The sequence below is a fragment of the Actinoallomurus sp. NPDC050550 genome (assembly GCF_040655075.1).
In the GTDB taxonomy this organism is placed as follows: Bacteria; Actinomycetota; Actinomycetes; order Streptosporangiales; family Streptosporangiaceae; genus Actinoallomurus.
In genome coordinates this window covers 54,309-80,784 of the sequence record NZ_JBFAJC010000014.1, presented here as the reverse complement: position 1 = coordinate 80,784, position 26,476 = coordinate 54,309, and the positions used below count along the sequence as shown (strand labels likewise).

The window sequence follows — 26,476 nt, the reverse complement described above, 5'->3', positions numbered from 1 at the left end:
CACCGGCCGCGCCGAAAACCGGGCGCGCCCGGTTTTCGGCGTCCAGCGGGTCTACCCAGCAGTGTCACTGCCGGCCAACCCGAGGAGACCGATGTCATCCCAATCGACACTCACCGCACCGCCCTCGAATCAACTGACCGCCGATCAGCGGTGGACGCTCGCGCTGGCGAGTGTCGGTTCGTTCCTGGTGATCCTGGACCTGTTCGCAGTGACGACGGCCCTGCCGACACTACGGGTCGCGCTGCATGCCTCGATCACCACACTGGACTGGACAATCAACGCCTACACACTCACCTTCGCCGTACTGCTGATGACCGCGGCGGCGCTCGGAGACCGCTGGGGCCGGCGACGGGTGTACGCGAGTGGTCTGCTGCTGTTCGCCGTAGCGTCGGTCGCCTGCGCGCTCGCGCCGAACGGCGCAGTGCTCATCGGAGCCAGAGCGGTGCAGGGGATCGGCGCCGCCGTGACGATGCCCACGGCGCTCGCCCTGATCAACGCCGCCTTCCCAACCGAACGACGAGGATGGGCGCAGGGTGTGTTCGGCGCGGTCACCGGCCTCGCCACCGTGCTCGGACCCGTCTTCGGCGGAGTCATCACCCAGATGCTCTCCTGGTCGTACATCTTCTGGATCAACGTACCCATCGGTGTAGCGGCCGCGGTAGCCGTGCTGCTGCGCATCCGCGGCGTTCAGGGCGGTGGGCCGGGCGGGCGGCGTGCGCTAGACCTGCTCGGGCTGGTCCTCGGCGGTGCGTCTGTGCTGACGTTGGTGTGGGGTGTGGTTCGCGCCGCCGCGGACGGCTGGGGCGACCGGGCGGTGGTCGGCTCACTCGTGCTCGGCGGCGTGGCCCTGGTCGCCCTGCTCGCCTGGCAGCGTCGAGCGAGCCAGCCGCTCATTCCGCTGCGGTTGTTCACCGAGACCGCCTTCGCGTCCGGCATCGCTGGCATCTTCCTCCAGTCGGCGTCGTTGACAGCCCTGGTGTTCTTCACCGCGCAGTTCTTCCAGGACGCTCAGGGCGACAGTCCGCTGGTAGCCGGGCTCCGCCTGCTGCCGCTCGGACTGGTGCCCCTTGCCCTCGGGCCCTGGTCCGGCACATCCACCGACCGTGTGGGCACCCGGCCGATGATCATGACCGGCATGACGCTGCAGACGGCAGGCACGACCATCCCGGCGGTGTTCTCGCGTCCCGGGCTGTGGTACCCGATACTGGCGGTGGCCATGGCGGTCGTAGCCGTCGGCTTCACATTCGCCGTGCCCGCACTGACCAAGTCGGTCGTCGGCTCGGTCAAGCCCGCCGACATCGGCACCGCGTCGGGTCTTTTCAGCACCGTCCGACAGGTGGGCGCGGCGTTCGGCGTCGCAGTGGCCTCGGCAGCGTTCACCGCGACCGGTGGGTACGCCACTGCCTCCGCGGTCGCCTCCGGCTATCGCGGAGCCATGATCGTGGCTGCGGTGCTGGCAGGATTGGGCACGGTGACAACCACGATGTCCCGGCGAGTAGCCAGCAGGGCAAGCGCCGTGCTCCGGGGATGACCACGCTCAGCAGCCAAGACGAACACCGCTTGAGCGCGCGTCGACGCCCGTGGTGTGAGCAACCGGGAGTTTACTTCTGAGAACACGATCCCAGGCAGATCACAAACCCCCGCAACTACTTCCGAGAACACGGAGCCTTCGACCGCCGAGACACCGCCGCGGCGGCGCGGCGCCCGGCCCACACCGCTGCCGGCGGAATACGCCGAGTTCCTCGCCGCCTACGCCACCGCCCTGGACGATGTGCCGCTCGCCGACGACACCAAACGCACCTACATCTCCCGGGTACGGATGTACCTGGCCTGGCTGGCCGACCCGGCCTCCAACCGGCGGTCCAAGGGCGACCCGCTCACCAACCCGCGCGCCCGCGACTGGGCCGTACGCGACTACCGCCTCTACCTGCTGCGCGACGCCATCCCCAAACGATCGGTCCGCTACAGCAACAACGCCCTGGCCGCCCTGGACGACTTCCACACCCGCCTCGGCCTCGGCAAAGCCGAGGTCGGCCGCGACGACCTGCCGCGCACCGCACCCCGGGCACTGGACAAGAACGCCCAGATCCGCTGGCTGCGGGCGATCGAAGCCTGGCCGCACCCCCGCGACCGGCTCCTCGCAAAGCTTCCCTTCTACGCCGGGCTGCGCATCGGCGACAGCGTCGCCCTCGACGTCCCCGACGTGCGGATGTCGGCCCGCAAAGGAGTCCTGCGGGTGTGGGGCAAGGGCGGCAAGGTCCGCGAAGTACCCATCCACCAGGCCCTGCGTGACCCGCTCACCACCTGGCTGGACGAGCGGCCGACATGGAAGAACGCCGCCACCATCCCCGCGCTGTTCCTGTCCCGCCGGGGCGGGAGGCTGACCACCCGCGCCGCCTCCACCGTCTTCACCGCCATCGCCACCGCCGCCGGGCTGGAGGACGACATCACTGCCCACGTCGGCCGGCACACCTTCTTCACCCAGCTCATCCGCGGCGGCGTCGACCTGGTCACCGCCGCCGAGATCGGCGGCCACGCCCGCCTCGACACCCTGCGCATCTACACCCAGCCCACCGACGACGACAAACTCACCGCGCTCGACCATCTCACCATCGACCGGTAACCAGAGCACCGAAATCGTCACCATCTGAAACCCCCGCCCACCAAGGCACAGGACGAACATGGACACCGACGCGCAGCCCAGCCCCCCGGAACCCGCCGAGCAGCCACCTCCGTCCGCCCACACCGTCCCGCTCCGCGGCGACGGCTGGCCCGACTGGCTCGGCAGACGGCCCATGAGCAACAGCGACCGCGAAAAGATCCGCCAAGCACTCGCCGAAGGCCTTCCCGACGGTCCCCTCACCGAGCCCGGGCCGTTCCTGTGCTACCTCACCATCGACGACCTCGACCCCACCGACCTACGCAAACTGATGCGCCTACGCGGCCGCATCCACGCCGCCGCACGGACCGCCGCCGAAGGCCGAGCCACCACCTACCACGCCACCGAAACCAGTATTACCATCGGCATCCGCGGCCCGGACGCCGCCGACCGCATCAACCAGCTCCGCCACGTCCTGGCCAAGCTCATCACCAAACACGGCTGGACCACACGCGACGAACCCCGCTGAGGATCTCCGGGCTCAAGGGCTTATCGAGAATTTCCGGCCGAATATGACCACGCCCCCTGACCAGGGCAGCCCGGCACCACCCGCCGGCGCCCACCCCTCAGCATCAAGCCGTCACTCACGTAAGGGCCGTCCAGCGGACTGTATACTCGTAGGCGAGTATTCGGATGCGAGGTGAGGGCGATGGCGAAGCGACGGAAGGTCGGCAACCTGCTGGCGCTCGCCGTCCTGTCGGCGGTCGTCCAGCGGCCGATGCACCCGTACGAGATGGCCTCCGCTCTGCGCGCCTGGGGCAAGGACCAGGACATGAAGATCAAGTGGGGGTCGCTGTACACGGTCGTCCAGAACCTGGCCAGGCACGGTCTGCTGGAGGCCGCCGGGAGCACACGGCAGGGCGGCCGCCCCGAGCGCACCGTTTACCGGATCACCGACGCCGGCCGGGAGGAGCTCACCGACTGGGTGCGTGAGCTGGTCTCCACCCCGGAGCCGGAGCAGCTGCGGTTCACCGCCGGCCTGTCGGTGCTGTCGGTGCTGCCGCCGGACGAGGCCGTACGTCTGCTCGAACGCCGTCTCGCGCTGCTGGAGGAGGACCTCGCCGGGCGGCGCGAGGACCTGGCGCGTTACGGCCGGGAGGTTCCGCGGCTGTTCCTGATCGAGGGGGAGTACGAGCTGGCCGTACGGGCGGCGGAGACCGCCTGGGTCCGCTCGCTGCTGGCGGAGCTGACATCCGGAACGTTCCCGAGCCTGCCGGAGTGGCGGGCCTGGCACGAGACCGGCGGGATGCCGTTCGAGCCGGGGGAGGGGAGCGACACGACGACATAGGAACGGCCCCGGCGAGGTGCGGCAACACCGCGCCGGGGCCGTCATCCTCGAACCGAAACCCACGGAAGGCCCGGCCACGAGGTGGCACTCGAAAGGATAGTCGGGTTCCTCCGTGGGAGCCGGTTCGGACGCACGAGATCCGGATCGATCAGCCGGAGGCCGGGATCGGCCGGTCCCCGGCATGGAGGAACCATGACGAAGGTCAAGAGCGCACTGGTCATCGGCGGCGGGATCGCCGGGCCGGTCGCGGCGGTGGCGCTGCGCAAGGCGGGCATCGAGGCCACCGTGTACGAGGCGTACCCGAGCACCGCGGACGGCGTCGGCGGCTCACTCGCCCTGGCGCCGAACGGTGTCGCCGCGCTCCGCGTCGTCGGCGCCGACGAGGCCGTCCTGGCCGCCGGCCGCCCGCTACACCGGATGATCATGGCGATGGGCGCCAAGCGGCGCTTCGACGTGCCCATGGTGGCGCCCCTGCACCTAATGTGGCGCGCCGACCTGCACCGGGCCCTGCACGACCACGCGGTCGCGCACGGCGTCCCGGTCGTCCACGGCAAACGCCTGATCGGCGCGGAGGAGGTCCCCTCAGGGGTGACCGCGCGGTTCGCCGACGGCACCACCGCCACCGCCGACGTCCTCATCGGCGCCGACGGCGTCCGCTCGACCGTCCGCGGGCTCATCGACCCGGACGCGCCCGGCCCGAACTACACCGGAATGCTCGGCTTCGAGTCCATCGTGGACGGCGATGTGCCCGGCGGCCCCGACAGCATCACCTTCGCCTTCGGCAAGCGCGCGTACTACATCTACCGGCCCCGCCCCGGCGGCGGCGCGGAATGGGGCGCCAACCTGCCGTGGCACACACCCCTGCCCATCGCCGAGGCCCGCGCGGTGCCGGCGGCGGAATGGCTGCGCCGGCTCCACGACGCGTACGGCGACGACGACCCGGGCCGGCAGCTGGTCGAGCGCACCAGCGCGGACCGGCTGCAGGTCATCGGAGCGCTGCAGATCATGCCGAAGGTCCCGCACTGGCACCGCGGCCGGATGGTCCTGGTCGGCGACGCGGTGCACGCCCCGTCCAACAGCTCCGGCCAGGGCGCGTCCCTGGCCATCGAGAGCGCCGTCGAACTCGCCCGCTGCCTGCGCGACCTGCCCGACGCGCCGAGCGCCTTCGCCGCCTACGAGCACCTGCGCCGCGGCCGGGTGGAGATGATCGCCGCACGCGCCGCGAAGATCAACCACGCCAAGGCGCCCGGCCCGGTGGCCCAGGCCATGATCCCGCTGCTCATGCCGATCCTGACCAGGACGGTCATGAACCCGGAGAAGACCACCGGCCCGGTGTACCGCCACCGGATCGACTGGGACGCCCACGTGGAACCGGCCCCCGCCCACGGACGCTGAATCGACCCCTCGGCTCCGCGCCCGGCGCGGAGCCGAGAGGCCCGGTGGCGACGGTGACCGCGGTCCGGGACCTGTTCGGCGACGCCGGTAGGCTCGCCGGCTCACCGATCGTCAACTGCTCATCATTTGACTTCAAGCGCACTTGAAGCCGTTGACTGGCGATCATGCAGGCAGCAGGTACATCTCCCAAGCAACGCGCGATCAGATATCTGGTGCGCCAGGCCCATCACCCCCGGGGCGTCGTCGGGTGGGCGAACGGCTGGATGTTCGCTCTTCGCCCCTCCAACCGGCAGCGCAACATCTGGGCAGTGTCGTTGCTGGACGTGCAGCCCACCGACCGGGTACTCGAGATCGGCTTCGGTCCCGGCGTCGCCATCGCCGAGTTCGCCGGCCGCGCCACCCGCGGCCACGTCTTCGGCATCGACCACTCCCAAGCCATGGTCCGGCACGCCGCCCGTCGCAACGCCGCCGCCATCCGCGCCCACCGCGTGCACCTCACGCAGGCCTCCGTGGAACAGTTGCCGGGCTTCGGCGATCCGCTCGATGCCATCCTCGCCGTCAACTCCGTGGGGTTCTGGCCCGACCCGGTGGAGCGGCTTCATGAGCTGCGCCGCCTGCTCCGCCCCACAGGACGCATCGCGCTCGTCAGCCAGCCCCGCTGCCCCGGCGCCACCCGGGACACCACGGCCCGAGCGGCCCAGGAGCTCCAGGACATGCTCACCCAGGCCGGCTTCACCCATCTCCGGGTCGAAACCCTCGAGCTCGACCCGCCCGTCGCCTGTGTGCTCGCCACCAACCCGGCCGACGTGACCTCATGACCGCCGACGACATACCAGCCGGCCTCACCGCCGACATCCGCCTCGTCCTGCGGGGCCGGCTGGAGGAAAGGTGACCTCCCAGGCGGCCTCGATCATCCGGAAGATCTCATCCACGGCGGCCTCCGGATCGGCCGCCACACGGGCCAGCGAAAAAGCGTCGATCACGAACCTCGCGATCGCCCGGCAGGCCGTTGTGGCCCGTGACAGGTCGAGATCGGCGGCGATGGCCGTTGCCAGCGACTCCGCATGGCGCAGCCTCATCGACTCCTCGTACTCCCGCAGGGCAGGTGATCCGTCGATCATGTGCCAGATCGGGTCGGCGCCGTCCGCCGTGCAATGTCGCACCAGGGCCTGGATCTCGCGGCGCAGCGCAGGGATGAGCGGCTCGTGCGGCGCCCGGCCGGTGACCGCCTGCGTGAGGCGTTGCTCGAAGTCCTCGTCCTGCTCGAACACCAGGGCCTCTTTCGAGGCGAAGTGGGAGAAGAGCGTGGTGACGGCCACGTCGGCCTCAGCGGCCACGTCACGGATGCCCACCGCGTCGTACCCGCGTTCCAGGAAGAGCCGCAGCGCGGCATCGGCGATCTTCTGGCGGGTCGCGGCCTTCTTGCGCTCACGGCGCCCGGACGGCACGGTCATGCCCGAACGCTATCAGCTACAAAGGTGGAACCGTTTTTAAACGCTAACCGTTAGTGCTACGGTCCACCGCATGAAGAAAGTGAGCTTCGCCGAGTTCGGCGGTCCGGACGTTCTGCGACTCGTGGACGCCGAGGAGCCCCACGCGGGCCCCGGTCAGGTACGCATCGCCGTGCGGGCGGCGGGCGTGAACCCCGCCGACTGGAGGGTTCGTGAAGGCCAGATCCTGAAGGCCCATCCGATCGAGTTGCCCGCCGGAGTCGGGCTGGACGCCTCCGGGGTGGTGGACGAGGTCGGCGAAGGCGTCGAAGGGGTCGAGGTCGGCGACCACGTGTTCGGCGAAGGCTCGAGCACCTACGCCGAGTTCGCCGTGCTGTCGGCCTGGGCCCGTATGCCCGAGGGTCTGACGTTCGAAGAGGCGGCCGGGTACCCGTCGGTGGTGGAGACCGCGCTGCGCATCATCCGCCAGGTCGGTGTGCAGTCCGGGCAGACGCTGCTGGTCAGCGGTGCGTCCGGGGGAGTCGGATCGGCGGTGCTGCAGATCGCCCGCGACCGCGGCATCACGGTGATCGGCACGGCTGGGGCCGCGAACCAGGACTATCTGCGCAGCCTGGGCGCCCTCGCCACGACGTACGGCGAGGGCTGGGTCGAGAGGGTGCGGCAGCTCGGCCATGTCGACGCGGCTCTCGATCTGGCCGGCTCGGGCGTGATCCGCGAGCTCGTCGAGCTGACCGGGGATCCGCAGAAGGTGATCTCCATCGCCGATCTCGGCGCGCCGGAGCTCGGTGTCCGATTCTCCGGCGTGGCCGGGAGCATGCCGGCAGCGCTCGCCGAGGCCGCCGCCCTCATCTCGCGGGGAAGGCTCCACATCCCGGTCGAGAAGTCATACACACTCGCCGAGGCCGCGGCGGCGCACATCGACAGCCACGCCGGCCACACGCGCGGGCGCCGCGTCATGCTCGTCTGAGCCGTTTCCTGCGCAGTCGCACGGCCCGGCAACCAGTGCGATCCGATGAACGCGCGGCCGGCTGATGCCTCCCGCTCGGTTCCGCTCTGGACATGCCGGGCCGTTCCTTCTGGGGATGCCGACGATCGGCGCGGGTCAGGTCTGGTGGACGCCGGCGGTCTTGGGCAGGGCGAGCATCAGCAGGGCCGCGGCCAGGTAGGCGACGACCTGCCAGGGCAGGACGGTGGCGAGGGCGCTTCCGAACACGTCCGCCGCGGAAGGAGCGGGGGCGAGCGCAGTGAAGAAGACGGTGCCCAGCACGGCGACCCCGACGGCGCCGCCGATCTGATTGACCGTGGACAGGGCTCCGCCGGCGGCACCGGCGTGCCGGCCGGGGACGCCGGCGAGGACGACGTTCACCAGGATCGGCGCGGCCAGCCCGAGGCCGAGCCCACCGAGGAACAACGCGGCCGCCAGCGGCCAGTAACCCGGCTGTCCCCCGTCGCGGACCAGAACCCAGATCACGGCCTGAGAGACGGCGAGGACCAGCGACCCGGTCACGAGCAGGACGCGCCCGGCCTTGGCGGCGAGCTGGACGCCGAGCCCGGAGGTGACGATCGACCCGATCGCGTACGGAAAGATCACCAGCCCGGTGTCCCACGCGGACCGCCCGGTGCCCGCCTGCAGATACAGCGACAGCACGAGGAAGAACGACCCGAGAGCGCCGAAGAAGAGAACCGACGCGGCCAGGCCCGCGGTGAAGGTCTTGATGCGCAGCAGCCTGGGGTCCAGCACCGGCTGACCGCCGCGGGACGCGAGCCCGCGCTCATAGACGACGAACACGCCCAGCAGGCCCACACCGGCGGCGAGCAGGACCCAGCCCCACCAAGGCCAGCCCCAGTCCCGGCCCTGCACCAGCGGCAGGAGGATCAGCGTGATCGCCAGGGCGGACAGCACGGCCCCGGCCACGTCGAGCCGGGCACGCCGTTCGGCCGTGGACTCCGGCAGTATCCGCACCCCGAGAACCAGTGCGGCGACGGCGACGGGCACGTTGACCCAGAAGATCGTACGCCAGGCCAGGCCCCACAGGTCGGTGACCACCAGTGCCCCACCCAGCAGCGGCCCCGCGACGGAGGCAAGGCCCTGGATGGCGCCGTACGCGCCGAAGGCCTTCGCCATCGAGGCAGGGTCGAACGAGGAACGGATGATCCCGAACACCTGCGGGACCATGAACCCGCCCGCGAGGCCCTGCAGGACCCGCATCGCGATGGACGGCGCCGCGACGGTGACGATCGTGACGTCCAGCAGATCCATGAACGAGGCGAACAGGACCACGAGCAGCGCCAGGGCGGCGCGCCCGCCGGTCATGCTCGACGGCGACGCATGGAACGGCGCCACGGAGGAGTTCTCAGTGCTCATGACCGCACCGTGACACCAGTGGCGGTCACCGAGTGGCCGCTACCGGTGTCAGTCTGCCGGTATGGCTGACACGTCCGCGCGGATCCTGCGACTGCTGTCCTTGCTCGAGGCGCGAACCGAGTGGCTCGGCGCCGAGCTCGCCACGCGACTGGGCGTGAGCGCCCGCACCCTGCGGCGGGATGTCCACACTCTGCGCGAGCTCGGGTATCCCGTCGAAGCGGTCAAGGGTCCCGGCGGTGGCTACCGGCTCGGGAGCGGCGGGAAGCTGCCGCCTCTGGTCCTCGACGACGACCAGGCGATCGCCATCGCGATCGCCCTGCAGACCGCACCCGCGACCGTCGCCGGCATCGACGACGCCGTCACCCGGGCATTGACAACGCTGCGGCAGGTGATGCCCGCCCGGCTGCGGGCCGCGTCTGAGGCGTTCGAGCTCACGGCTCTACGCAACTACTGGGAGTTCGCCGCCCCACCCATTGACGTCGCGACGCTGCAGGCCGTGGGGGCGGCGATCCGCACCCGCCACACGCTGCGCTTCGACTACCGCTCACCCGACGGGCTGATCCCGGACCCCGGTGAACCGGACTTCACACCGCCGCGGGAGGTCGAGCCCCACCATCTCGTCGTGTGGGCCGGCCGCTGGTACCTCATCGCCCGCGACCGGCGGACCCGTGAATGGGGCACCTATCGCGTCGACAGGATCGCCCCACGCAACCCTGCCGGCGCGCTGTTCACGCCCCTGCCCCTGACCGGCGAGGACCTCACCCGGCTCGTGATTCAGAACCCCGACCGCGGCGACACCACCGCCCAGTGGCCGTGCCGCGGCAGCGCAACCATCGATCTGCCCGCCGGCGTCGTCGCCCGCTGGGCACCCGGCGGCTCCGTGGTCGAACATATCGACGAGCGACGTTGCACGCTCACCATCGGCGGCTGGTCCTGGATGGCGGTCGCCGGCCTGTTCGTCACCTTCGACTCCGACCTTTACGACATCGAGCCCAACGAGCTCGGCGACGCACTTCGCCAACTGGCCGTCAGGCTTCGCAAGGCCCGATCTCTCACCCGGAGAGAGGCCCCCGAGCGACACTAATGTCCCCGATCAGTACGGCCAGGAGGAGGCGGCCACGACGCTGTGCGCCGGCCGCCGTCGGGCTCAGGCCGACCGGGCCACCTTTTCGAGGGTTGAAAGATCCTCCTCGGTCAGCCTGATCCCGGCCGCCGCGATGTTCTCCTCCAGATGCTCGACACTTGAGGTGCCGGGGATCAGCAGGATGGACGCCGACCGTGCCAGCAGCGGGCATGTCACCGCGCACCTACCGGCGGCGGGTGGCCGAGCTGATGGCCCTGCTCGGCGCCGAATCCCGCTTCCAGGCCGGCGTACGCGCCAAGACCCTCGGCCTGCCGGTGTAGAGGCCATGGGAGTCCGCGGCGAGGCAGTGGCCGATGAGCGACGCCGCCTCCGGCCATCGCCTGGCAGGCGCTGATCGACGCGGTCTCGCCGCCCCTGCCGGTGCGCCGCCACCGTAGGCTCGGCCGTTGCCGGGAGATGGGACGGCTCCGGCAGGTGCTCCTTCCAAGATCCGGAGTCACACCGGTACAGACCCGCCTCGGGCTGCGGCGTTCATCCGGCGGTGTCGGATGCCGGTGTCGGCGGGAGCTGGGGGAGGTTGTCCATTATCAGTCCGAGGGTGAACTCGAACCGGTCGTGTCCGGTGCCGGAGGTCAGCTCAGCGGCATAGCGTCGGGTCTGCGGAAACGTGTCGGCCGGCAGTGCGGTGAACCGGCGGATCAGCTCCTCGCGGCCAAGGACCCATTCCTGGTCCGGGTGTCTGCGCCGCTGCTGGACCAGCGACTGCTCCAAGGCGTAGGCGCTGACGTAGAGGGACAGAGCATCGAGCACCCAGGCGGCCTTCTGCGGTTCGATTCCGCCGGCGAGCAGGATCGCCAAAAGCCCTTCCTCGACCCGCAACGTGGAGAGGTTGGTCGGGACTACGCCCAGCGCGGCACGGGAGACTCCGGGGTATTTCAGGTACTGGTCGCGGATCTGCGCGTACACGTCGAGGATCTGCTTGCGCCACTTGGCCGGGTCCGGTTCGGGCAGCACGACCTCGGAGCAGAGCCGGCCGACGAGCAGATCGTCGATGTCCTCTTTGCTGACGATGTGCGCGTACAGCGACGACGGCCCGGTGCCGAGTACCGCGGCGACTCGACGGATGGTCAGTGCGTCGTAGCCCTCGGTGGCCACGACTTGCAGGGCGGCGTCGGTGATCCGGTCGACCGTGATGGGCTTCTTGCGTGGTGACGCCGCTGAGGGCTCCCCAGCGGGCTGGGCGTGACGAGCTGCTCGGCGTTGCCGGGGATCGGAGGGCATACCGGTCACTATAGCTTGACACGAACTAAGTTCGCTAAGTAGAACTTAGATCGCTCATGCAGAACTAAGTTCGTATCTGCGTGGTTCGCGTACCCCTGCTCAGGTCCTGAGCAGGGTTCGGACAGTCTGTTCAGGAGGCGTGTGATGCGAGTTTCCATTGCCGGGGCCGGCCTGGGGGGTCTGTGCTTGGCACAGGCCCTGCGTGGCGCCGGGATCGAGGTCGACGTGTACGAGCGGGACCCAGCGATCACCGCACGATTTCAGGGGTACCGGCTCGTACTGGATCCGGTCGGACTCGAGGCGCTGCATAGCTGTCTGCCGCAGCGTTGGCACCCGCTGCTGGACGCGGTCGTCAGTGACGCCTACGTTGAGCGACTGGCCCTGGACGCCCAGCTGAACAAGATCGGCGAACTCGGCCCCGCCAGGAGCGGGATCGTGGTTGACCGGCACGTACTCCGGCACCTGCTGCTGACCGGACTCACTGTGCACACCGGGGCCGCGCTGACCGGTTACGACGTGTTGGACAACGGCAGGGTCGAAGCCCGGTTCGCGCAACGCGATCCGGCAACCGCCGATCTGCTCGTCGGGGCGGACGGGGTCGGCTCCGCGGTTCGCCAGGTGCTGACGCCGCAGACCACCCCGACCGACACCGGCGTTCGGTTCGTCATCGGCCGCACGCCGCTGACGGAGCAGTTCGCCGGCCTGTCCCGGGCCTACGGCGGGAAGATCGTCGGGGGCGGAGTGAGTCTGCTGCTCGGGGCGATGCGGTTCCCCATTCCGCCAAAGGAAGCGGCGGAGAAACTGGCACCCGAAGTAACGCTCCCTGACATCCATGACTACGTGCGCTGGGCCATGGTCCTCCCGCCGAACGGCTCTCTCGGCACCTTGACGGCACAGGAGGCCGCGCTGTCCAGGATGAACGGTTGGCACCCGGACCTGCAGGCGCTCATCGAGCAGGCCGACTCGGACAACAGCACCCTGCTGTCCATCCGGGTGGTCGAGCCGGGTGAGCGCTGGGCGCCCGGTCCGGTCACGCTGCTCGGTGACGCTATCCACGCCACCTCCCCGACCGGCGGCAACGGTGCGAACACCGCCCTTCGCGATGCCGGCCTGCTGGGCCGCTGCCTAATTGAGGCCGCCGAGGGCCGTCAAGATCTTCTCTCCGCGGTCGACGGCTACGAGCGGCAGATGTTCGAGTACGGGGGCGAGGCCGTGCGCCACAGCCTCGCCGCGCTACCCGCCTTCGTCCCGAACCCGGAACGACCCGAGCCGGCATAGGTTCAGAACCTCCCAGCCACGCCCTCAAGGCCGAACGGCACGTTTCCGGCATGTTCCGGCTGGTCTCCTTGTAGGCCGTCGCCAGCCGGGGTTCTCCTGACCGGCCGCCCTGTCGTCAAACGATCTTGGGCTCAAGTGGTCGCCGCCGGGTCGGATCGGTGCTGAGCCAGCCCTGGTCGATCCAGAAGGACATGGCCGAGCGCAGGGCGTCCAGGTGCCGGTTGAAGGTCGCGGCCGCCCGGTGGTTCCACCGATCACCGAACCAGGCCGTCAGACGTTCGACGTTGTCCTCGGCGTCGAGCTCGGCGACGGAGAACGCCGTCCCGGGCGGGGCGAACTCGGCGGTCAGGGCGCGCAGGGTGGAGCGGTAGGCGCGCGGTTGGGTACTCAGCGCCTGGTCTCGTACCTGGTCAGGAGTACGCCGTCGGGGAACGTCCGGGTCTCCACCAGGGTCAGGTTCACCCAGTTGTCCAGGGCCGTAAAGAACGGCGTGCCGCTGCCCACCAAGACCGGTGCGGTGACCAGCACGTACTCGTCGATCAGCCCGGCCCGTATGGCCACCGCGGCGAGTGTGGCGCCGCCGATGTCCATGGGGCCACCGTCCTCGGCCTTGAGCCGGGTGATCTCGGTGACCGCGTCGCCGGTGACCAGGCGGGTGTTCCAGTCGACGGTGCTGGTCGTCGAGGAGAACACCACCTTCGGCATGTCCCGCCAGCGGCGGGCGAACTCGATCTCCGCCGGCGTGGCGCCAGGTTGCTGGTCGGCGATCGGCCAGTGGGAGCTCATCGTCTCCCACAGTTTGCGCCCGTACAGCGCCAGACCGGTCGCCCCCACCCGGTCGGACCACCACTGGAACAGCTCGTCGCTCGGCACGCTCCAGCCGAGGTCGTCGCCGGGCGCGGCGATGTAGCCGTCCAGGCTCAGGTTCATGCTGAAGGTCAGTCTCCGCATGGCGTCAGCCTCCCGTGAGTCGGTACTCGGCGTATAAGACCAGCACCGCGCGGAAAAATCATCGGTCAGGCCACACCGAGTGCCGGTTCACCACCACGCCAAGCGGATGCTGCGTACGGAAGGGAACCCCGTACGTACACCCGACGCCAGGACGCTCGGACCGCCATGACCTTGACCTGCCTTCCGCCCGACAAGGACGACAGGTCACTGCTGCGAGATCGCCGACTCTCAGGTCCACAGCAGACCGGAGTCTTGCGGGCGTAGCGGGCGCCAGCCGCCGGCCGGGTCGAGTTTGGCGAGTTCCTCTTCGACGCCGACGGTGATGACGCCGAAGAAGTTGATGTTCTCGCTGTGCGCCGGGGAGATGTGGGCCAGCAGTTCGGCGGGGACGTCGCGGCCCTGGGCGCGCAGCTGGCCGACCGCCAGGGAGTAGTACTCGGTCGACCAGGTGATCACCGCGTTGGTCAGTACGGTCAGGCACCAGGCTTGCTCGGTCTGGCCGGTCAGGTGCGGTTTGGTGATGGTGCCCTGCTGGGCGTAATGCAAAAATCAACAAAGCAACGGAACGAGCCAGGGCCCCGCTCGGCCGCATGGGGATCCACTTCGCCGTGGCCATCGCACGTCCGGGATCCGGGCTGGTCCACAAGGAGAGGAGTACCTCCACTACCTCGCGCGGCCCTGCCGGCAACCGAGAGGGTCTCCGAACGGCTTCGGGACGTGCGGCAAGCGAGCCAGGACGGCAACGGCTGACTGTTGAGAATCGAGATCGAATGACGATAGGCGCCGCGGGCGTCCAATGAACCCGGACTTTCCGGGGTCCCATGACGGCTCGGATCCAATGAGATTCGATGGCGGTGATCGCCGGTGAGGGCCGGGTAGGGGCCTCACAATCCGGTGCGCTGTCTCGTCGAACCGGCGAAGGCAGCTGCGACCAAGGGAGCCGGCGACACCATGACCACGCCATCCGATCCAGGACACGGCCGGCCCGACCCGGGCCTGAGCGCGATCATGAGCGAGCGGCGCCAGCTGATCAACCTCGCCTACCGGCTCCTCGGCTCCCTGGCCGAGGCCGAGGACGCGGTACAAGAGGCCTACGCCCGCTGGTACGCCATGTCGCAGCAGCAACAGGACGCCATCGAATCACCCGGCGCCTGGCTGACGACCGTCACCAGCCGCATCTGCCTGGACCTGCTCGGATCGGCGCGGGCCCGACGCGAGCGCTACGTCGGCGAATGGATCCCCGAGCCGATACCCGAACCCACCGAATGGATCACCGGCCGGCCGGGCGCCACCACCACCGACCCGGCCGACCGGGTAACCCTCGACGAGTCGGTCAACATGGCCTTCCTCGTCGTCCTCGAGTCGATGACCCCGGCCCAGCGCGTCGCGTTCATCCTCCACGACGTCTTCCGCTACCCCTTCACTGAAATCGCCGACGTCGTCGGCCGCACCACGGCGGCCTGCCGCCGGCTGGCCACCGAGGCCCGCCGCCGCATCCGCGCCGCGCAGGCTCTCCCGACCCCGGCAGCCCAGCACGCCGGGATCGTCAGGGCCTTCAAACAGGCGTGGGAGGCCAAGGACATCGACGCCCTAATCGGCCTCCTCGACCCCGACGCCACGGCGACCGCCGACGGAGGCGGCCTCGCCACCACCTTCCTGGACCCCATCGAAGGCGGCGAGCAGATCGCCCACGCCTGGGTCGAAATCGCCCGCCGGGCGCCCGGCAACATGACGTTCCTGGAGCGTACGGTCAACGGTCAGCCCGGCCTGGTCGCCCTGCACGACGGCGTCACCGTCACGGTGTACGCGTTCGACATCGCAGACGACCGGATCACGCACATCTGGGCGGTACGCAACCCCGAAAAGCTCCGGCCGTGGACAACGGGCCGATAAAACAGCTGGAACCGCTTGAACGTCATCACCCAGCAGCTCGCCGGCGACTACCGGCCCGGCCAGTGAGATAGCGACACCGCTTCGCTTCGGGCCAGGTGGGGCAAACCGACCCCACCTGGCCCGACTCAGTCGCCGTCCGTAGCCGAGGTGACGGCCACCTCTACGCACTCGCCTTCGTCGCCGCCGCTGCGGCTGCTCTTGCGCCAGACTGCGGCAAGTTCGACGCAGTTCCCTTCGTCGCCGCCGCTGTGGAGGGTTTTACGCCACAGGGCGTCCGTCAGCTCCGGAGTGCTCATGGCCGTGACGCTAGTCGTTCGATGAGCTTCAGAGAACCTTCTTGATCCAGGGAGGCCTCCAGGAGTAAGGAGAAGATCTTTTCGATCAGCGCGATCTCCTTGTCGTCCTCGACGAACAGGCTCTTGGTGAACTGCTCGACGACCGACACGGTGAGGTCTCCGGGCGGCCGCAGGGACAGCAGATGGAACGGGCCCGCGAGCCACAGATGGGCCGCGGCGGAGTTGGGAAGCACGTGGAGGGCCACAGTGTCCGACTGCACCGCATCCCGAAGACGACGGAGCTGGACTTGCATGACGCCGGGCCCTCCGACCTGGTGGTGGAATACCGACTCGCTGATCACGGCCACATAGCGGGGAGGATCCGGGCGTGCCAGCACCTTCTGCCGGGCCATCCGAAACGCCACCAACGCAGTGGTGTTGCGCGCCGGCCTGACCGGTCCGACGGCCATGAGGGCGCGGGCGTAGTCGGGAGTCTGTAGGAGACCCGGCACGACGCATGGCTCGAAATTACGGATGAGCGCCGCGTCCTCCTCGAGGCCGGCCAGGTCGAGGGCGGCGGCGGAAATGCGCCCCTCTCGGATGCGTTCCCAGTTCTTGCCGGGATCGTGGGCGGCGAGGTGCAGCAGGGACTCGCGGAGGGGGCCGTCCGGGACGTCGTAGAAGTCGAGCAGATCGGCCAGCTCCTGCCGGTCGATGGAGGTCAGGCCGTTTTCCAGGGCACTGAGCCAGCCCTTGGATCGGCCGTAGCGCCGGCAGGCCGTGTCCATGGTCATCCTGCGATCCTCGCGGGCCTTGCGCAGGGCCGAACCGATTCGGCGCAGGCGCGCGGATGGGATGTTCCTGGAGGGCATCCGCCCACGATGTCACGTTCCGTGTCGCCCCTTGTGCGGAACGAAGTTGGATGAACGTTCATCCGCCGAACATTCGTCCCAGGTCAGCGGCTGTTGCGGTCTACCGCGGCGGGTAACGAAGGTGGCTCCCGGCAAAGGGAAGGGAGCCGTCGGTGCAGATGTCGAAGACGCGGTACGCGCTGCTGGTGCGGTTGGCGTGGGAGTTGCGGGCGACGCCGGTGACGTCGCTGCTCGTCGTGCCCGGTCACGGTGAGGCGGTGCTGTGGGTGCTGGGCCGGGGCGGACGCAAGGAGGCCGTGCTGGCCGTACCGCGTCCGGATCGGTGGCGGCTGCTGTGGCGCGGCGTCGAGCTGGACGCCGCGTCGGTGCCGGAGGCGGCCCGGCGGATCGCGGCGGCGGTCGCGGCATGAAAGGGGAGGCCGTCGTCCTCGGCGAGATCACGCTGCCGGGCGTGCGCAGGTCCGTGGCGCACGCCCGGGCCTTCCTGCGGGAGCTGCTGCCGTACGACCATCCGGTCCTCGACGACCTGGTCACCGTGGGCAGTGAGACGGTCTGCAACGCCGTCACCCACACCGCCTCCGGACAGGCGGGCGGGCGGGTGACGGTCGTTCTCCTGGCGTGCGGCGGCGTGTACCGGCTGGAGGTCACCGACGACGGCGCCGGCGGGGCCCGCCCGTGTCTCAAGACGGAGAACGGGGGCGAGAGCGGGCGGGGGATGCGGATCGTCGAGGCGCTGGCCCGGTGCTGGGGCTACCGCGTGGACGGCACCCGTACGGTGGTGTGGGCCGAGTTCTCCGTCGCTATCGGGCGGTGAAGGCGGCGGTGTTGCGGGCGCACCAGTCGGCGAAGATGCCGGGCGCGCGCCCGAGCAGCCGCCGTACGGTGTCGGTGCGGAATCCGGTGGTGTCGGCGCGCATGAGCGTGAACCCTTCGATGATGGCGTCGGCGAGTGCGGGAGGCGCGCCGTGGGGGAACCGCGCGCGTACGGCCTCCTGCGGCGTGGCCACCTCGCGGACCTCGAGGGGACGGCCGATCGCCTCCGCCAGGATCCGGGCCTGCTCGGTGACGGTGAAGGTCTCCTCCCCGGTGAGGACGTACTCCTCGCCCTGGTGTCCGTCCGCAGTGAGGGCGAGGGCCGCGACCGCCGCGATGTCGGCCGGGTCGATCGGCGCGTAGCGGCCGGGGCCGATCGGGTCCAGGATGAAGCCCTCCTCGTGGATGGTGGGCAGCCAGTCGAAGGCGTTGGTCATGAAGCCCCCGGGCCGCAGGAAGGTGGCGGGGATGCCGGAGGCGCGGATCGCCTCCTCTCGTTCGTGGTGCCAGCGGCCCATGGCCGGCATCGGATCGCCGAGGACGTTGAAGGACGACAGGTGGACGATGCGGCCTACTCCGGCCGCCCGGGCGGCGGCGACGGCGCGGGCGGTCTGCTCGATCCCGATTCCGGGTGTGAGCAGGAACAGCCGGTCGACTCCGGCGAAGGCGGACGTCAGGGTCGCCGGGTCGTCCAGGTCCGCGACGACGCGCTCGGCGCGTCCGGGCAGCGCGGCGGCGCGGGCGGGGTCGCGGACGAGGATGCGGAACTCGGCGTCTATGGCGGCGAGCTCCCGGACGAGCTCACGGCCGACGTTTCCGGTGGCGCCGGTGACCAGTATCATCGGGATTCCCTAAGGTCGTTTGCCGTCTAACGATTACGCCGCAAGACGTTAGCCGGGAAATGATTAGCCGTCAATCGATCTGTCCGCAGGCCCGTTCCGCGATGCCCCTGGAGGCCCGATGCCCGAGTTCCTGGACCTGCACGGCAGGACGAACAAGCTGGTCCGGGCCGCGGCCGACGCCGCCCTGCGACGCCACGGCCTGCACCTCGGCCAGGACCACCTGCTCGCGGTGCTGTGGGAGCACGACGGCAGCACCCCCGGTGAGGTCGCCGCCGCACTCAACGTCACCACCCCCACGGTCGTCAAGATGGCCACCCGAATGGCCACGGCCGGGCTGCTCACCCGGCGCCGGGACGACCGGGACAACCGCCTCGTACGGCTCTGGCTCACCGAGGCGGGACACGCGCTACGCGAGCCGATCGAGGCCGAACGACGGCTCCTGGAACAGAAGATCACCGCGGACCTCACCGAGACCGAGCGCCGCCACCTGATGAGCGCGCTGGCCAAGATCCATCGGTCGGCGAACGACCTGCTGGAAGGCGCGCCCATCGACACCGCCGGCTGACATCGGGCGTTGACGAGCATCGGAACTGGCGCCTACGGGCTGCGAAAAGTCGCGCTGAGCAAGGCCTCGGGCGGTGCTCGGCGTGCCTTTTCGTTCGGATGCGTCTCGCTACGTCGTCTGCGCAGGTCGGCTCTCCGGTGAGCTGCTCGGCCTGCAACCGCGCGGGCCCGTTTGGAATCGTGATCACGTGGCTGGAAAGGATTGGACGGGGTGATGCTCGGGCTTGTAGCTTGCAGCTGACCGTGACACCGCCTGAGGAGGTGAGACCCATGAACGCTGTATCGATGTGGGTGCTCCCCCTTCCCGTCACGGCCGGCGGTTGACGTAGGTGTCGCCGGGAGCGCCTCGCCAAGAAGGCACTCCCGAAAGGCAACACCTATGCACTCTTCGCAGTTCGCCACCGAGCCGTCGTCGAACGATACGGTCAAGCACGACTTCACCGTGGGCGACCTCCCCGGACTCCGGTCGTCGGCCTCCGGCGCCGATCGCGCGCCCCTCATGTTCGACGTGATCATTGCCGGGTGCGGGCCGACCGGTGCGATGCTGGCCGCCGAACTACGGCTGCACGATGTGCGGGTACTCGTTCTGGAGAAGGAAACCGAGCCCGTGTCGTTCGTCCGCCTAGTCGGTCTGCATATTCGCAGTCTCGAGCTGATGGCAATGCGCGGACTGCTGGATCGCATTCTCGAACACGGAAGACGGCGTCCGGCCGGCGGATTCTTCGCCGCCATCGCCAAACCCGCGCCCGACGGCCTGGATTCCGCGCACGCCTATCTGCTGGGCATCCCGCAGCCGGCCATCGAACGCCTGCTTGAAGCGCATGCGATCGAGCTGGGTGCGCAGGTCCGGCGCGGTTGCGCGGTCGCCGGTTTCGAGCAGGACGACGAGGGCGTGACCGTCGAGCTGGCCGACGGGGAACAGCTACGTTCGCGCTATCTCGTCGGCTGTGACGGCGGGCGCAGTACGGTGCGCAAACTGCTCGGCGTCGGCTTCCCCGGCGAGCCCTCGCGGAACGAGACGCTGATGGGCGAGATGGAAGTGGGTGTGCCGCAGGAGGAGATCGCCGCAAAGGTGACCGAAATCCACGAGACCGATAAGCGATTCAGTCTCAGGCCTTTCGGCGAAGGGGTCTATCGCGTCGTAGTCCCCGTCGCGGGAGTCAGCGAGCGCGCGGAATCGCCCACCCTCGAGGATTTCAAACAGCAGCTGCGCACCATCGCCGGAACCGATTTCGGCGTGCACTCTCCGCGCTGGTTGTCCCGCTTCGGGGATGCCACCCGGCTAGCCGAACGTTATCGGGTCGGGCGGGTGCTGCTGGCCGGCGATGCGGCACACGTCCATCCGCCCACCGGCGGACAGGGCCTCAACCTGGGCGTTCAGGACGCATTCAACCTCGGCTGGAAACTGGCCGCACAGATCCGTGGCTGGGCGCCGGAAACACTGCTGGACACCTATCAGGCCGAACGTCATCCGGTCGCCGAGGACGTGCTGGACAACACCCGCGCCCAGATGGAACTGCTGTCCACCGAACCGGGCCCGCAGGCCGTGCGCAGGCTGCTCACCGAACTGATGGACTTCAACGAGGTGAACCGCTATCTGATCGAGAAGATCACCGCGATCGGCATCCGCTACGACTTCGGCGAAGGCCCCGACCTGCTCGGCCGCCGCCTGCGCGACATCGACGTGAAACAGGGCCACCTCTATGGTCTGCTGCATCGCGGCCGCGGCCTGCTGCTGGACCGCACCGAACGCCTGACCGTCGGCCGCTGGTCAGACCGGGTCGATTACCTCGCGGATCCCACTGCGGTACTGGATGTTCCGTGCGTCCTGCTACGCCCCGACGGCCACGTCGCCTGGATCGGCGACGATCAGCAGGACCTGGACGACCACCTCTCCCGCTGGTTCGGCAAGCCCGCCAACTGATTTCGCCTGACCAACCGAAAACCTAGGGTCACCGCCTCCCCATGCATGCCCCGGCGACTTCCGTTCCACTGACCCGGGTGAATTCCAATCCCGCCATTCAAAAAATACGCCGGGAAGAACGTTCGGCCTGCTGAACCGGCAGGCCGAAAGGACCGCCCGCACGGGGTAACCGTCTGGGTACTCTGCCGCTCCCGGCGGCCCCAGGACGGGCTCCAGGAGCGGCCGCACGGCGGTGGCGCCTCACGATCGTGCCCCGTTGCCGGTGCGGCGCACGACGCGAGACGCGGGGCGGGACAGAGGCAGAACACGGGGTGGGGCACGGAATTCGCGCGAGGTCAAACAACAGGATCAGAGATTGACAGGGCGCTTGGCGGCGTGCCCATGGAAGCGCACTAAAACGCCGGTCCGCTCACATCTTCAAGAATTGACAGAGCACTTGGCGGCATGCCCTCGGAGGCGCCGAAAAATCGCCGGCCGTTACCGGCCGCCCGGGAATTGACACACGCCCGATGGTTGCCTACGGTCCGCTTGTCAGCTTTCCAGACCGCATTCGAAGGTATTCATGACTTCATCCACGTTGCCGAAGTCCAGGGAGCAGTTGATTCTTACCGTTCTCATGGTGTGTTCCGGTGCCGAGGACCTGACCGCCCGTGCGGGCGACGCCGTGGGCACTCGCTGACGCCATGGGAACCAGGCAGAAACTCCCCGAGGCGCGGTCGGGCAGTCAGGCCACGTACCTGCCCGACCGGCATATGTTCGCCCTGTGGACCTGGGCCGACGGCGCCGTGGGGGCGGCCCCGCCGGTCGGTGACGTCGAGACCGTCCCCCTGGTCGTCCCGACGCCGGACCTCGGCAGGCTCAAGGTGTCCGACGTCGACTGCGTGCTGATCGAGCCGGACCGGCTCGTGGCCGTGCCCCTCGACTCGCCCGGCTGGTCGGTGGACGTCTGGCGGTCGTGGATCGCGGGCGGCGAGCCGGCTCTGCCGATCGCTGCGCACGCGGTCCCCGACGCCACGGGTGTCGCCGTCACGACGGCGGAACACGCGAGCGGCGTCTTCCGCCGCACCACCTCGGTGGGGGCCGAGATGCGCACGGCGCTCACCGCCAAGCTGCGCCCGTATCAGGTGCGCGGGGTGAGCTGGCTGCGCGAGACCATCGACACGCACAGCGGCGCGGTGCTGGCCGACGAGATGGGACTCGGCAAGACCCTGCAGACCATCGGCTGTGTCGCCGGACGCGCCGAGAAGGGGCCGCAACTGGTGGTCTGTCCCACGTCGTTGGTGGGGAACTGGGCACACGAGATCGCGCGGTTCGCACCCGACCTGCGGACCACGATCTGGCGCGGCGGGCCCCTGCCCGCGGTGGACAGCGGCACGGTGGTGCTCACCGGCTACCCCACGCTGCGCACGCACAGCCCGGCCCTGGCGGGGATCCAGTGGAGCACCGCGGTCTTCGACGAGGCGCAGGTCCTGAAGAACCCCCGTACGCAGGTGTCGAAGGCCGCGCGGACCATCGCGGCCGACGCGCGGATCGCCCTGACCGGGACGCCCGTCGAGAATCACCTCGACGAGCTGTGGGCCCTGCTCAATCTGGTCGCACCGCACCTGTTCGGGAACCGGACGCAGTTCCGCCGTCGTTTCGTGCGGCAGATCGCGGACGGCTCCCCGGCTGCTTCCGCCCGGCTGCGCGGGGCCATCGAGCCGGTCGTGCTGATGCGGAAGAAGTCCCAGGTCGCGGGGTCGCTCCCGCCCAAGATCCACGCCGATCTCATATGTGACCTCACCGAGGAGCAGGAGAGGCTGTACGACCGGCTGCTGGAGCAGGTCATCGACGACGGCTTCGGCAGTGGCGCCCAGCGGCAGACCAAGGTGCTCGCCGTCCTGACCTCGCTCAAGCAGGTCTGCAACCATCCGGGCCTGGTCACGGACGACCTCGGTGAGCTGTCGGGCAGGTCGGGAAAGCTCGACCTGTGCACCGACATCGTGGCCAACAACCTGGAGAACGACTCTCCGACCCTCGTCTTCACCCAGTACCGGCAGACCGGTGAGCTGCTGGTCCGGCACTTCGCCGAACAGTTCGGGGTGAGTACGCCGTTCTTCCACGGCGGCCTGAACCAGGAGCAACGGGCCGACATCGTCCGCCGGTTCCAGTCCGACGACGGTCCGAAGGTGCTCGTCCTCAGCCTGAAGGCCGGGGGCACCGGGCTCACGCTCACGCGCGCGGCCGACGTCATCCACTTCGACCGGTGGTGGAACCCGGCCGTGGAGGCCCAGGCGTCCGACCGGGTCCACCGGATCGGTCAGACCCGCACGGTCACCGTCACCACCCTGACCACCGGGACCACCGTCGAGGAGCACATCGCGGCCATGCACAACCGCAAGTCCGCGCTGTCGGACATCGCCGACATGTCCAGCGCTGCCGAGCTGACCCGCCTGGACGACGACCGTCTCATCGAGGTCCTGCGCCGGAAGCGAGTCAACTGACCATGGCCGACCACGACTACGGGTACACGAAGTGGGGCAAGGACTGGGTCCGGTTCGCCGAGTCGTTGCGCCAGACCCGTCCCGATCCCCAGCTGCCGAGCGCGCGGCGCATGGCGCGCGACGGGAAGGTGCGGATCACGTTCGACGGCCGGACCGTGCGGGCCGTCGTGCACCGAGGCCGCGGCACCTCGGTGGTCACGATCGAGGTCGCGCCGATGTCCGCGGGGGCGACGGTTGAGATCTCCCGTCAGCTGAGCGGCATTCAGCCCCTGCTCACCGACGATCTGTACCGCGCGATCGCCGACGCGGGCCATCCGCCCGCGCCGGTCCTCGACAGCGTCGACTGCTCCTGCCCGGCCGGCACCCTGCGGTGCGCCCATGAGCTGGCCGTCTACTACGACATGGCGCGGCGCATCGACGACGATCCCCGCATCGCTCTCGACGTGCAGGGCTTCTTCCACGCTTCGGCGGGCGGCGGCCAAGCGCCCGCCGAAGCGACGGCGCAGCGCTGGATCGCGCTCAACTCCCTTGATCCGGCCGGCTACTTCACCGCGGCCGAGTGACACGGCCAGCCTGAGGGGGAGCGGTGCGTGCTCGCACGCGGATCGAACACTGGGTGTATGAGCGGCGACAGCCAAGGTAACCCCGAAAAGGTCCCTCCGCGCCGTCCTGGATCGGATGGACCCGGACTTCCGGTACGACGTTCAAGAGCTGATTGAGAAGCTTGAGTTCGAGCACAAAGAATGGGAGTACTCCACGAAGAACGTCGACTGGTACACCCAGGACACGCTCTTCTTCAAGCTCACCTGACCGACCGCCACTGCGAGGGCTGCCAAGGGGGAAATCTGGCAGCCCTCTTCGCGTCTCCGGCCGCCGACTCGCGAGGTGGCCGACATCACGGGCCAACTCACCACACAAATCGGCCAGGGCGCTGTTCGCCGAGATGGAACGCACCTTCACCGCCGAACGCGCCGCCCCTGCCCGCACGGTTGCCGAAGCCTCAGGCAGACAGGTCGGCCGGCCCGGTGCAGTGAACCCGCCTCGCGCCCGGCCTGCTGGCGGCCACGGGTTCGGCTCGAACCCCTCATGGCCGGGCACGCCCCGGGCTCCTGGCCGCCGAGGATGAGGAGGTCTCCGCCCACCCGCCCTACGTCCCTGGTTCCGTCGTCACCGGGTCAGGCCGGGAGCTGTTTGACGACTTCTTGGGCCATGGTGATTGCTTCCGCCTTGGTCTTGGCATAGGTGAAGTTGGTGCCGTGCAAGGCATCGGAGCCGCGGACCGAGGACGGATAGTCCGCTCCACTCCATTCGATGTCGATGACCACGTTGCGGACCATGACCACGACCTCGGCCCCCGCTATGTAGTACCTTTTCCGGTGCTGCTCGCCCGGGCCCATGTCGACGTAGTCGGTGGTGCGTGCGGCCAGGGCCTTGTCGCCGAGGCCGGACACGGTCTCCTTGCCGCTGTGGAACTTGCGATTCTCGAGGAACTTCTCGTCGGCGGAGAACTGGCTGCCGGCATCGGCGACGGCAGCGTCCCCGGAGCCGCTGCCGGTGTCGATATTCAGCCTGAGGTAGCGGCCGGTCGAGGTGTTGATGTCCTCCCACTTGCAGCGCTGATGGTCGGCCACGGAGTCCTTGTCCTCCATCGTGATCGAGCGCGCCTCGGACGGCACCCCCGCACCGATCTTGCTGCACATCCCGGACAGATCCGAGACGGTCCTGACCGTCGAGGCGGGGCTCGGCGAGGCCGCCCTGGTCGGTGGCGTGGCGTGGTGCCGGTGGTCGTCGTTGGTGGCGAACACCATGCCGAGCAATGCGATCAACGCGACGACCACGATCGCCACCGGCCCGCCGACCCAGACGAGGACCAGGCCCGACCGGCCCTTGCGGCGGCCCTGCGAGGGCTGTCCCGGCATCTGGCCGGCGGCGCCCTGCCCCGGATACTCGGGTGCGGTGGCCGCCCCCATCGGCGCTGCCGGATACCCGCCTGAGTAGGGGAACCCGGGCGGTTGGGCCACCGGCCCCATCGGCGGGATGAACGTCGGGGGGGTGTAGCCGGACGCGGCGTACTGGGTCAAAACACCGGGCGTCGGCATGCCTGCCCCCGGCCCGTACTCCGGTACCGTTCCCAGCGGCCCGCTCTCAGCGGCCCGCGGCGTGCCCTGTGGCAGCGGGGAGACGAACGTCTGCGGTGGCAGCTTGGACGCCCACTGGGCATCGACCATCTGGCTGACCGCGGTCTCCGGGTCGGTCTCGCCGATGAGGTCGACGAGCAACTGCTCGGCGCCGGGCCGCCGCGCCGGGTCCGCCTCCAGCGCGGCTGTGACCAGTGGGCGCAGGTCGTCGGGTATGCCCGTCAGGTCGTGCTCGCCCTGGTGGGCCCGGACGGCGAGCACCATCAGGGTGCCGTCCCCGTACGGGTGGCGGCCGGTGGCGGCGTAGGCGATGAGGGTGCCCCAGGCGAACACGTCCCCGGCCGTACTGACCTGGTTCTCGAAGACCTGCTCGGGCGGGATCCAGCCGGGGCTGCCGACGATGAAACCGGTCTGGGTGTGCTTGGCGTCGCCGTCGAGGGCGCGGGCGATACCGAAGTCGATGACCCGGGGCCCGCTGGCCGAGAGGATCACATTGGCCGGCTTCAGGTCCCGGTGTACCAGCTTGGCCATGTGAATGGCGGCCAGCGCGGTGGCGATCCCGACGGCCAGCGCGTGCAGCGGCTCGGCGGGCAGCGCACCGTGCTCGGCGATGTAGTCCGACAGTGACGGGCCCTCGATGAACTCGGTGACCAGGTATGGTCGGCCGTCTGACTCGCCATAGGTCAGCACCTTCGCCGTACAGAACGAGGCCACCCGCTGCGCGTTGGCGATCTCGCTGGCGAACCGGGCCCGGAACCCGGGGTCGATCGCCAGCTCACGGCGGATGAGCTTGACCGCGACCGGGCGGCGCAGGCGCAGATCGACACCCCGCCACACCTCACCCATACCGCCCTGGCCCAGAGGCACCTCCAGCCGATACCGCCCGGCCAACTCCAGACCATCGCGCATCAACTCCCCCC

At 69.5% G+C, this 26,476-nt stretch carries 27 protein-coding genes; 17 read left to right on the top strand and 10 right to left on the bottom strand.

Annotated elements, in window-relative coordinates:
* Positions 1 to 91 precede the first annotated feature (91 nt).
* The 6 genes from AB0I04_RS20875 to AB0I04_RS20850 all read left to right on the top strand — a co-directional run bounded on the left by AB0I04_RS20875 (position 92) and on the right by AB0I04_RS20850 (position 6,160).
* Entirely contained in the window at positions 92 to 1,531 is a 1,440-nt protein-coding gene (locus AB0I04_RS20875) for an MFS transporter (protein WP_360886720.1), read from the top strand.
* A 54-nt stretch (positions 1,532 to 1,585) separates the two neighbouring features.
* A complete protein-coding gene (locus AB0I04_RS20870; protein ID WP_360886719.1) occupies positions 1,586 to 2,623 on the top strand; it encodes a tyrosine-type recombinase/integrase in 1,038 nt (345 codons plus the stop codon).
* A gap of 58 nt (positions 2,624 to 2,681) precedes the next feature.
* Positions 2,682 to 3,128, top strand: coding sequence for a hypothetical protein (locus tag AB0I04_RS20865; protein WP_360886717.1), 447 nt, complete (start codon positions 2,682 to 2,684; stop codon positions 3,126 to 3,128).
* A gap of 180 nt (positions 3,129 to 3,308) precedes the next feature.
* The gene (locus AB0I04_RS20860; RefSeq protein ID WP_360886715.1) at positions 3,309 to 3,947 is read left to right on the top strand and encodes a PadR family transcriptional regulator; all 639 of its coding nucleotides are present in this window, start codon (positions 3,309 to 3,311) and stop codon (positions 3,945 to 3,947) included.
* 192 nt (positions 3,948 to 4,139) lie between these two features.
* Entirely contained in the window at positions 4,140 to 5,342 is a 1,203-nt protein-coding gene (locus AB0I04_RS20855) for an NAD(P)/FAD-dependent oxidoreductase (protein WP_360886714.1), read from the top strand.
* A 164-nt stretch (positions 5,343 to 5,506) separates the two neighbouring features.
* Positions 5,507 to 6,160 (top strand): class I SAM-dependent methyltransferase, encoded by a 654-nt coding sequence (locus AB0I04_RS20850; RefSeq protein ID WP_360886712.1) that lies wholly within the window; start codon positions 5,507 to 5,509, stop codon positions 6,158 to 6,160.
* Positions 6,161 to 6,184: 24 nt separating this feature from the next.
* Here AB0I04_RS20850 and AB0I04_RS20845 read toward each other — a convergent pair whose 3' ends face one another.
* Positions 6,185 to 6,796, bottom strand: coding sequence for a helix-turn-helix domain-containing protein (locus AB0I04_RS20845; RefSeq protein WP_360886710.1), 612 nt, complete (start codon positions 6,794 to 6,796; stop codon positions 6,185 to 6,187).
* Positions 6,797 to 6,866: 70 nt separating this feature from the next.
* Between AB0I04_RS20845 and AB0I04_RS20840 the strand changes: the two genes are divergently transcribed.
* Positions 6,867 to 7,760, top strand: coding sequence for an NADP-dependent oxidoreductase (locus AB0I04_RS20840; RefSeq protein ID WP_360886708.1), 894 nt, complete (start codon positions 6,867 to 6,869; stop codon positions 7,758 to 7,760).
* A 135-nt stretch (positions 7,761 to 7,895) separates the two neighbouring features.
* On the opposite strand, the gene AB0I04_RS20835 is transcribed toward AB0I04_RS20840, so the two are convergent.
* The gene (locus AB0I04_RS20835) at positions 7,896 to 9,158 is read right to left on the bottom strand and encodes an MFS transporter (RefSeq protein WP_360886706.1); all 1,263 of its coding nucleotides are present in this window, start codon (positions 9,156 to 9,158) and stop codon (positions 7,896 to 7,898) included.
* 61 nt (positions 9,159 to 9,219) lie between these two features.
* Here AB0I04_RS20835 and AB0I04_RS20830 point away from each other — a divergent pair, with 61 nt between their 5' ends.
* Positions 9,220 to 10,242: a WYL domain-containing protein gene (locus tag AB0I04_RS20830; RefSeq protein ID WP_360886704.1), complete on the top strand. Its 1,023-nt coding sequence runs from the start codon at positions 9,220 to 9,222 to the stop codon at positions 10,240 to 10,242.
* Positions 10,243 to 10,305: 63 nt separating this feature from the next.
* On the opposite strand, the gene AB0I04_RS20825 is transcribed toward AB0I04_RS20830, so the two are convergent.
* The gene (locus tag AB0I04_RS20825) at positions 10,306 to 10,458 is read right to left on the bottom strand and encodes an aldo/keto reductase (RefSeq protein WP_360886702.1); all 153 of its coding nucleotides are present in this window, start codon (positions 10,456 to 10,458) and stop codon (positions 10,306 to 10,308) included.
* 315 nt (positions 10,459 to 10,773) lie between these two features.
* Positions 10,774 to 11,523, bottom strand: a complete 750-nt coding sequence (locus AB0I04_RS20820) for a TetR/AcrR family transcriptional regulator (protein ID WP_360886700.1) — start codon at positions 11,521 to 11,523, stop codon at positions 10,774 to 10,776.
* A gap of 144 nt (positions 11,524 to 11,667) precedes the next feature.
* Here AB0I04_RS20820 and AB0I04_RS20815 point away from each other — a divergent pair, with 144 nt between their 5' ends.
* The gene (locus AB0I04_RS20815) at positions 11,668 to 12,801 is read left to right on the top strand and encodes an NAD(P)/FAD-dependent oxidoreductase (RefSeq protein WP_360886698.1); all 1,134 of its coding nucleotides are present in this window, start codon (positions 11,668 to 11,670) and stop codon (positions 12,799 to 12,801) included.
* 387 nt (positions 12,802 to 13,188) lie between these two features.
* Here AB0I04_RS20815 and AB0I04_RS20810 read toward each other — a convergent pair whose 3' ends face one another.
* Together AB0I04_RS20810 and AB0I04_RS20805 are read right to left on the bottom strand one after the other, a co-directional pair.
* Positions 13,189 to 13,752 (bottom strand): dihydrofolate reductase family protein, encoded by a 564-nt coding sequence (locus AB0I04_RS20810; protein WP_360886696.1) that lies wholly within the window; start codon positions 13,750 to 13,752, stop codon positions 13,189 to 13,191.
* 228 nt (positions 13,753 to 13,980) lie between these two features.
* The gene (locus tag AB0I04_RS20805; RefSeq protein ID WP_360886694.1) at positions 13,981 to 14,298 is read right to left on the bottom strand and encodes a Tn3 family transposase; all 318 of its coding nucleotides are present in this window, start codon (positions 14,296 to 14,298) and stop codon (positions 13,981 to 13,983) included.
* A gap of 405 nt (positions 14,299 to 14,703) precedes the next feature.
* Between AB0I04_RS20805 and sigJ the strand changes: the two genes are divergently transcribed.
* Positions 14,704 to 15,645 (top strand): RNA polymerase sigma factor SigJ, encoded by a 942-nt coding sequence (gene sigJ, locus AB0I04_RS20800; protein ID WP_360886692.1) that lies wholly within the window; start codon positions 14,704 to 14,706, stop codon positions 15,643 to 15,645.
* A 125-nt stretch (positions 15,646 to 15,770) separates the two neighbouring features.
* Here sigJ and AB0I04_RS20795 read toward each other — a convergent pair whose 3' ends face one another.
* Entirely contained in the window at positions 15,771 to 15,941 is a 171-nt protein-coding gene (locus AB0I04_RS20795; RefSeq protein WP_360886691.1) for a DUF397 domain-containing protein, read from the bottom strand.
* Positions 15,938 to 16,792 carry a Scr1 family TA system antitoxin-like transcriptional regulator gene (locus AB0I04_RS20790; RefSeq protein WP_360886689.1) on the bottom strand — a complete coding sequence of 285 codons (855 nt, stop codon included), beginning with the start codon at positions 16,790 to 16,792 and terminating at the stop codon, positions 15,938 to 15,940. The genes AB0I04_RS20795 and AB0I04_RS20790 overlap by 4 nt, the downstream gene beginning before the upstream one ends.
* A gap of 152 nt (positions 16,793 to 16,944) precedes the next feature.
* Between AB0I04_RS20790 and AB0I04_RS20785 the strand changes: the two genes are divergently transcribed.
* A complete protein-coding gene (locus AB0I04_RS20785; protein ID WP_360886687.1) occupies positions 16,945 to 17,202 on the top strand; it encodes a hypothetical protein in 258 nt (85 codons plus the stop codon).
* Positions 17,199 to 17,606, top strand: a complete 408-nt coding sequence (locus tag AB0I04_RS20780; RefSeq protein ID WP_360886685.1) for an ATP-binding protein — start codon at positions 17,199 to 17,201, stop codon at positions 17,604 to 17,606. Before AB0I04_RS20785 ends, AB0I04_RS20780 begins: the two co-directional genes overlap by 4 nt.
* Here AB0I04_RS20780 and AB0I04_RS20775 read toward each other — a convergent pair.
* Complete coding sequence (locus AB0I04_RS20775; RefSeq protein ID WP_360886683.1) at positions 17,593 to 18,447, bottom strand: NAD(P)H-binding protein; 855 nt, start codon at positions 18,445 to 18,447, stop codon at positions 17,593 to 17,595. The genes AB0I04_RS20780 and AB0I04_RS20775 overlap by 14 nt on opposite strands.
* A 118-nt stretch (positions 18,448 to 18,565) precedes the next feature.
* Between AB0I04_RS20775 and AB0I04_RS20770 the strand changes: the two genes are divergently transcribed.
* The 5 genes from AB0I04_RS20770 (at position 18,566) to AB0I04_RS20750 (ending at position 24,228) form a co-directional block, all read left to right on the top strand.
* Positions 18,566 to 19,012: a MarR family winged helix-turn-helix transcriptional regulator gene (locus tag AB0I04_RS20770; protein ID WP_360886681.1), complete on the top strand. Its 447-nt coding sequence runs from the start codon at positions 18,566 to 18,568 to the stop codon at positions 19,010 to 19,012.
* A gap of 498 nt (positions 19,013 to 19,510) precedes the next feature.
* On the top strand, positions 19,511 to 20,935 hold the full coding sequence (gene rox / locus AB0I04_RS20765; protein WP_360886962.1) for a rifampin monooxygenase: 1,425 nt from the start codon (positions 19,511 to 19,513) through the stop codon (positions 20,933 to 20,935).
* A 683-nt stretch (positions 20,936 to 21,618) separates the two neighbouring features.
* Complete coding sequence (locus AB0I04_RS20760) at positions 21,619 to 23,418, top strand: DEAD/DEAH box helicase (RefSeq protein ID WP_360886679.1); 1,800 nt, start codon at positions 21,619 to 21,621, stop codon at positions 23,416 to 23,418.
* 2 nt (positions 23,419 to 23,420) lie between these two features.
* Positions 23,421 to 23,981 (top strand): hypothetical protein, encoded by a 561-nt coding sequence (locus tag AB0I04_RS20755; RefSeq protein ID WP_360886677.1) that lies wholly within the window; start codon positions 23,421 to 23,423, stop codon positions 23,979 to 23,981.
* Positions 23,982 to 24,096: 115 nt separating this feature from the next.
* Complete coding sequence (locus tag AB0I04_RS20750) at positions 24,097 to 24,228, top strand: hypothetical protein (protein WP_360886675.1); 132 nt, start codon at positions 24,097 to 24,099, stop codon at positions 24,226 to 24,228.
* Positions 24,229 to 24,593: 365 nt separating this feature from the next.
* Here AB0I04_RS20750 and AB0I04_RS20745 read toward each other — a convergent pair whose 3' ends face one another.
* Positions 24,594 to 26,465 (bottom strand): protein kinase, encoded by a 1,872-nt coding sequence (locus AB0I04_RS20745; protein ID WP_360886673.1) that lies wholly within the window; start codon positions 26,463 to 26,465, stop codon positions 24,594 to 24,596.
* Positions 26,466 to 26,476: the final 11 nt, after the last annotated feature.

What these genes read in the sequence shown, in the direction of transcription:
- AB0I04_RS20790 (WP_360886689.1), bottom strand. Translation starts at nt 16,792, where the DNA reads ATGCCCTCCAGGAACATCCCATCCGCGCGCCTGCGCCGAATCGGTTCG.
- AB0I04_RS20745 (WP_360886673.1), bottom strand. Translation starts at nt 26,465, where the DNA reads ATGCGCGATGGTCTGGAGTTGGCCGGGCGGTATCGGCTGGAGGTGCCT.
- AB0I04_RS20750 (WP_360886675.1), top strand. Translation starts at nt 24,097, where the DNA reads ATGGACCCGGACTTCCGGTACGACGTTCAAGAGCTGATTGAGAAGCTT.
- AB0I04_RS20860 (WP_360886715.1), top strand. Translation starts at nt 3,309, where the DNA reads ATGGCGAAGCGACGGAAGGTCGGCAACCTGCTGGCGCTCGCCGTCCTG.
- AB0I04_RS20820 (WP_360886700.1), bottom strand. Translation starts at nt 11,523, where the DNA reads ATGCCCTCCGATCCCCGGCAACGCCGAGCAGCTCGTCACGCCCAGCCC.
- AB0I04_RS20760 (WP_360886679.1), top strand. Translation starts at nt 21,619, where the DNA reads ATGGGAACCAGGCAGAAACTCCCCGAGGCGCGGTCGGGCAGTCAGGCC.
- AB0I04_RS20775 (WP_360886683.1), bottom strand. Translation starts at nt 18,447, where the DNA reads ATGATACTGGTCACCGGCGCCACCGGAAACGTCGGCCGTGAGCTCGTC.
- AB0I04_RS20845 (WP_360886710.1), bottom strand. Translation starts at nt 6,796, where the DNA reads ATGACCGTGCCGTCCGGGCGCCGTGAGCGCAAGAAGGCCGCGACCCGC.
- AB0I04_RS20835 (WP_360886706.1), bottom strand. Translation starts at nt 9,158, where the DNA reads ATGAGCACTGAGAACTCCTCCGTGGCGCCGTTCCATGCGTCGCCGTCG.
- AB0I04_RS20815 (WP_360886698.1), top strand. Translation starts at nt 11,668, where the DNA reads ATGCGAGTTTCCATTGCCGGGGCCGGCCTGGGGGGTCTGTGCTTGGCA.
- AB0I04_RS20755 (WP_360886677.1), top strand. Translation starts at nt 23,421, where the DNA reads ATGGCCGACCACGACTACGGGTACACGAAGTGGGGCAAGGACTGGGTC.
- sigJ (WP_360886692.1), top strand. Translation starts at nt 14,704, where the DNA reads ATGACCACGCCATCCGATCCAGGACACGGCCGGCCCGACCCGGGCCTG.
- AB0I04_RS20865 (WP_360886717.1), top strand. Translation starts at nt 2,682, where the DNA reads ATGGACACCGACGCGCAGCCCAGCCCCCCGGAACCCGCCGAGCAGCCA.
- AB0I04_RS20850 (WP_360886712.1), top strand. Translation starts at nt 5,507, where the DNA reads ATGCAGGCAGCAGGTACATCTCCCAAGCAACGCGCGATCAGATATCTG.
- AB0I04_RS20810 (WP_360886696.1), bottom strand. Translation starts at nt 13,752, where the DNA reads ATGCGGAGACTGACCTTCAGCATGAACCTGAGCCTGGACGGCTACATC.
- AB0I04_RS20795 (WP_360886691.1), bottom strand. Translation starts at nt 15,941, where the DNA reads ATGAGCACTCCGGAGCTGACGGACGCCCTGTGGCGTAAAACCCTCCAC.
- AB0I04_RS20855 (WP_360886714.1), top strand. Translation starts at nt 4,140, where the DNA reads ATGACGAAGGTCAAGAGCGCACTGGTCATCGGCGGCGGGATCGCCGGG.
- AB0I04_RS20875 (WP_360886720.1), top strand. Translation starts at nt 92, where the DNA reads ATGTCATCCCAATCGACACTCACCGCACCGCCCTCGAATCAACTGACC.
- rox (WP_360886962.1), top strand. Translation starts at nt 19,511, where the DNA reads ATGTTCGACGTGATCATTGCCGGGTGCGGGCCGACCGGTGCGATGCTG.
- AB0I04_RS20780 (WP_360886685.1), top strand. Translation starts at nt 17,199, where the DNA reads ATGAAAGGGGAGGCCGTCGTCCTCGGCGAGATCACGCTGCCGGGCGTG.
- AB0I04_RS20770 (WP_360886681.1), top strand. Translation starts at nt 18,566, where the DNA reads ATGCCCGAGTTCCTGGACCTGCACGGCAGGACGAACAAGCTGGTCCGG.
- AB0I04_RS20840 (WP_360886708.1), top strand. Translation starts at nt 6,867, where the DNA reads ATGAAGAAAGTGAGCTTCGCCGAGTTCGGCGGTCCGGACGTTCTGCGA.
- AB0I04_RS20830 (WP_360886704.1), top strand. Translation starts at nt 9,220, where the DNA reads ATGGCTGACACGTCCGCGCGGATCCTGCGACTGCTGTCCTTGCTCGAG.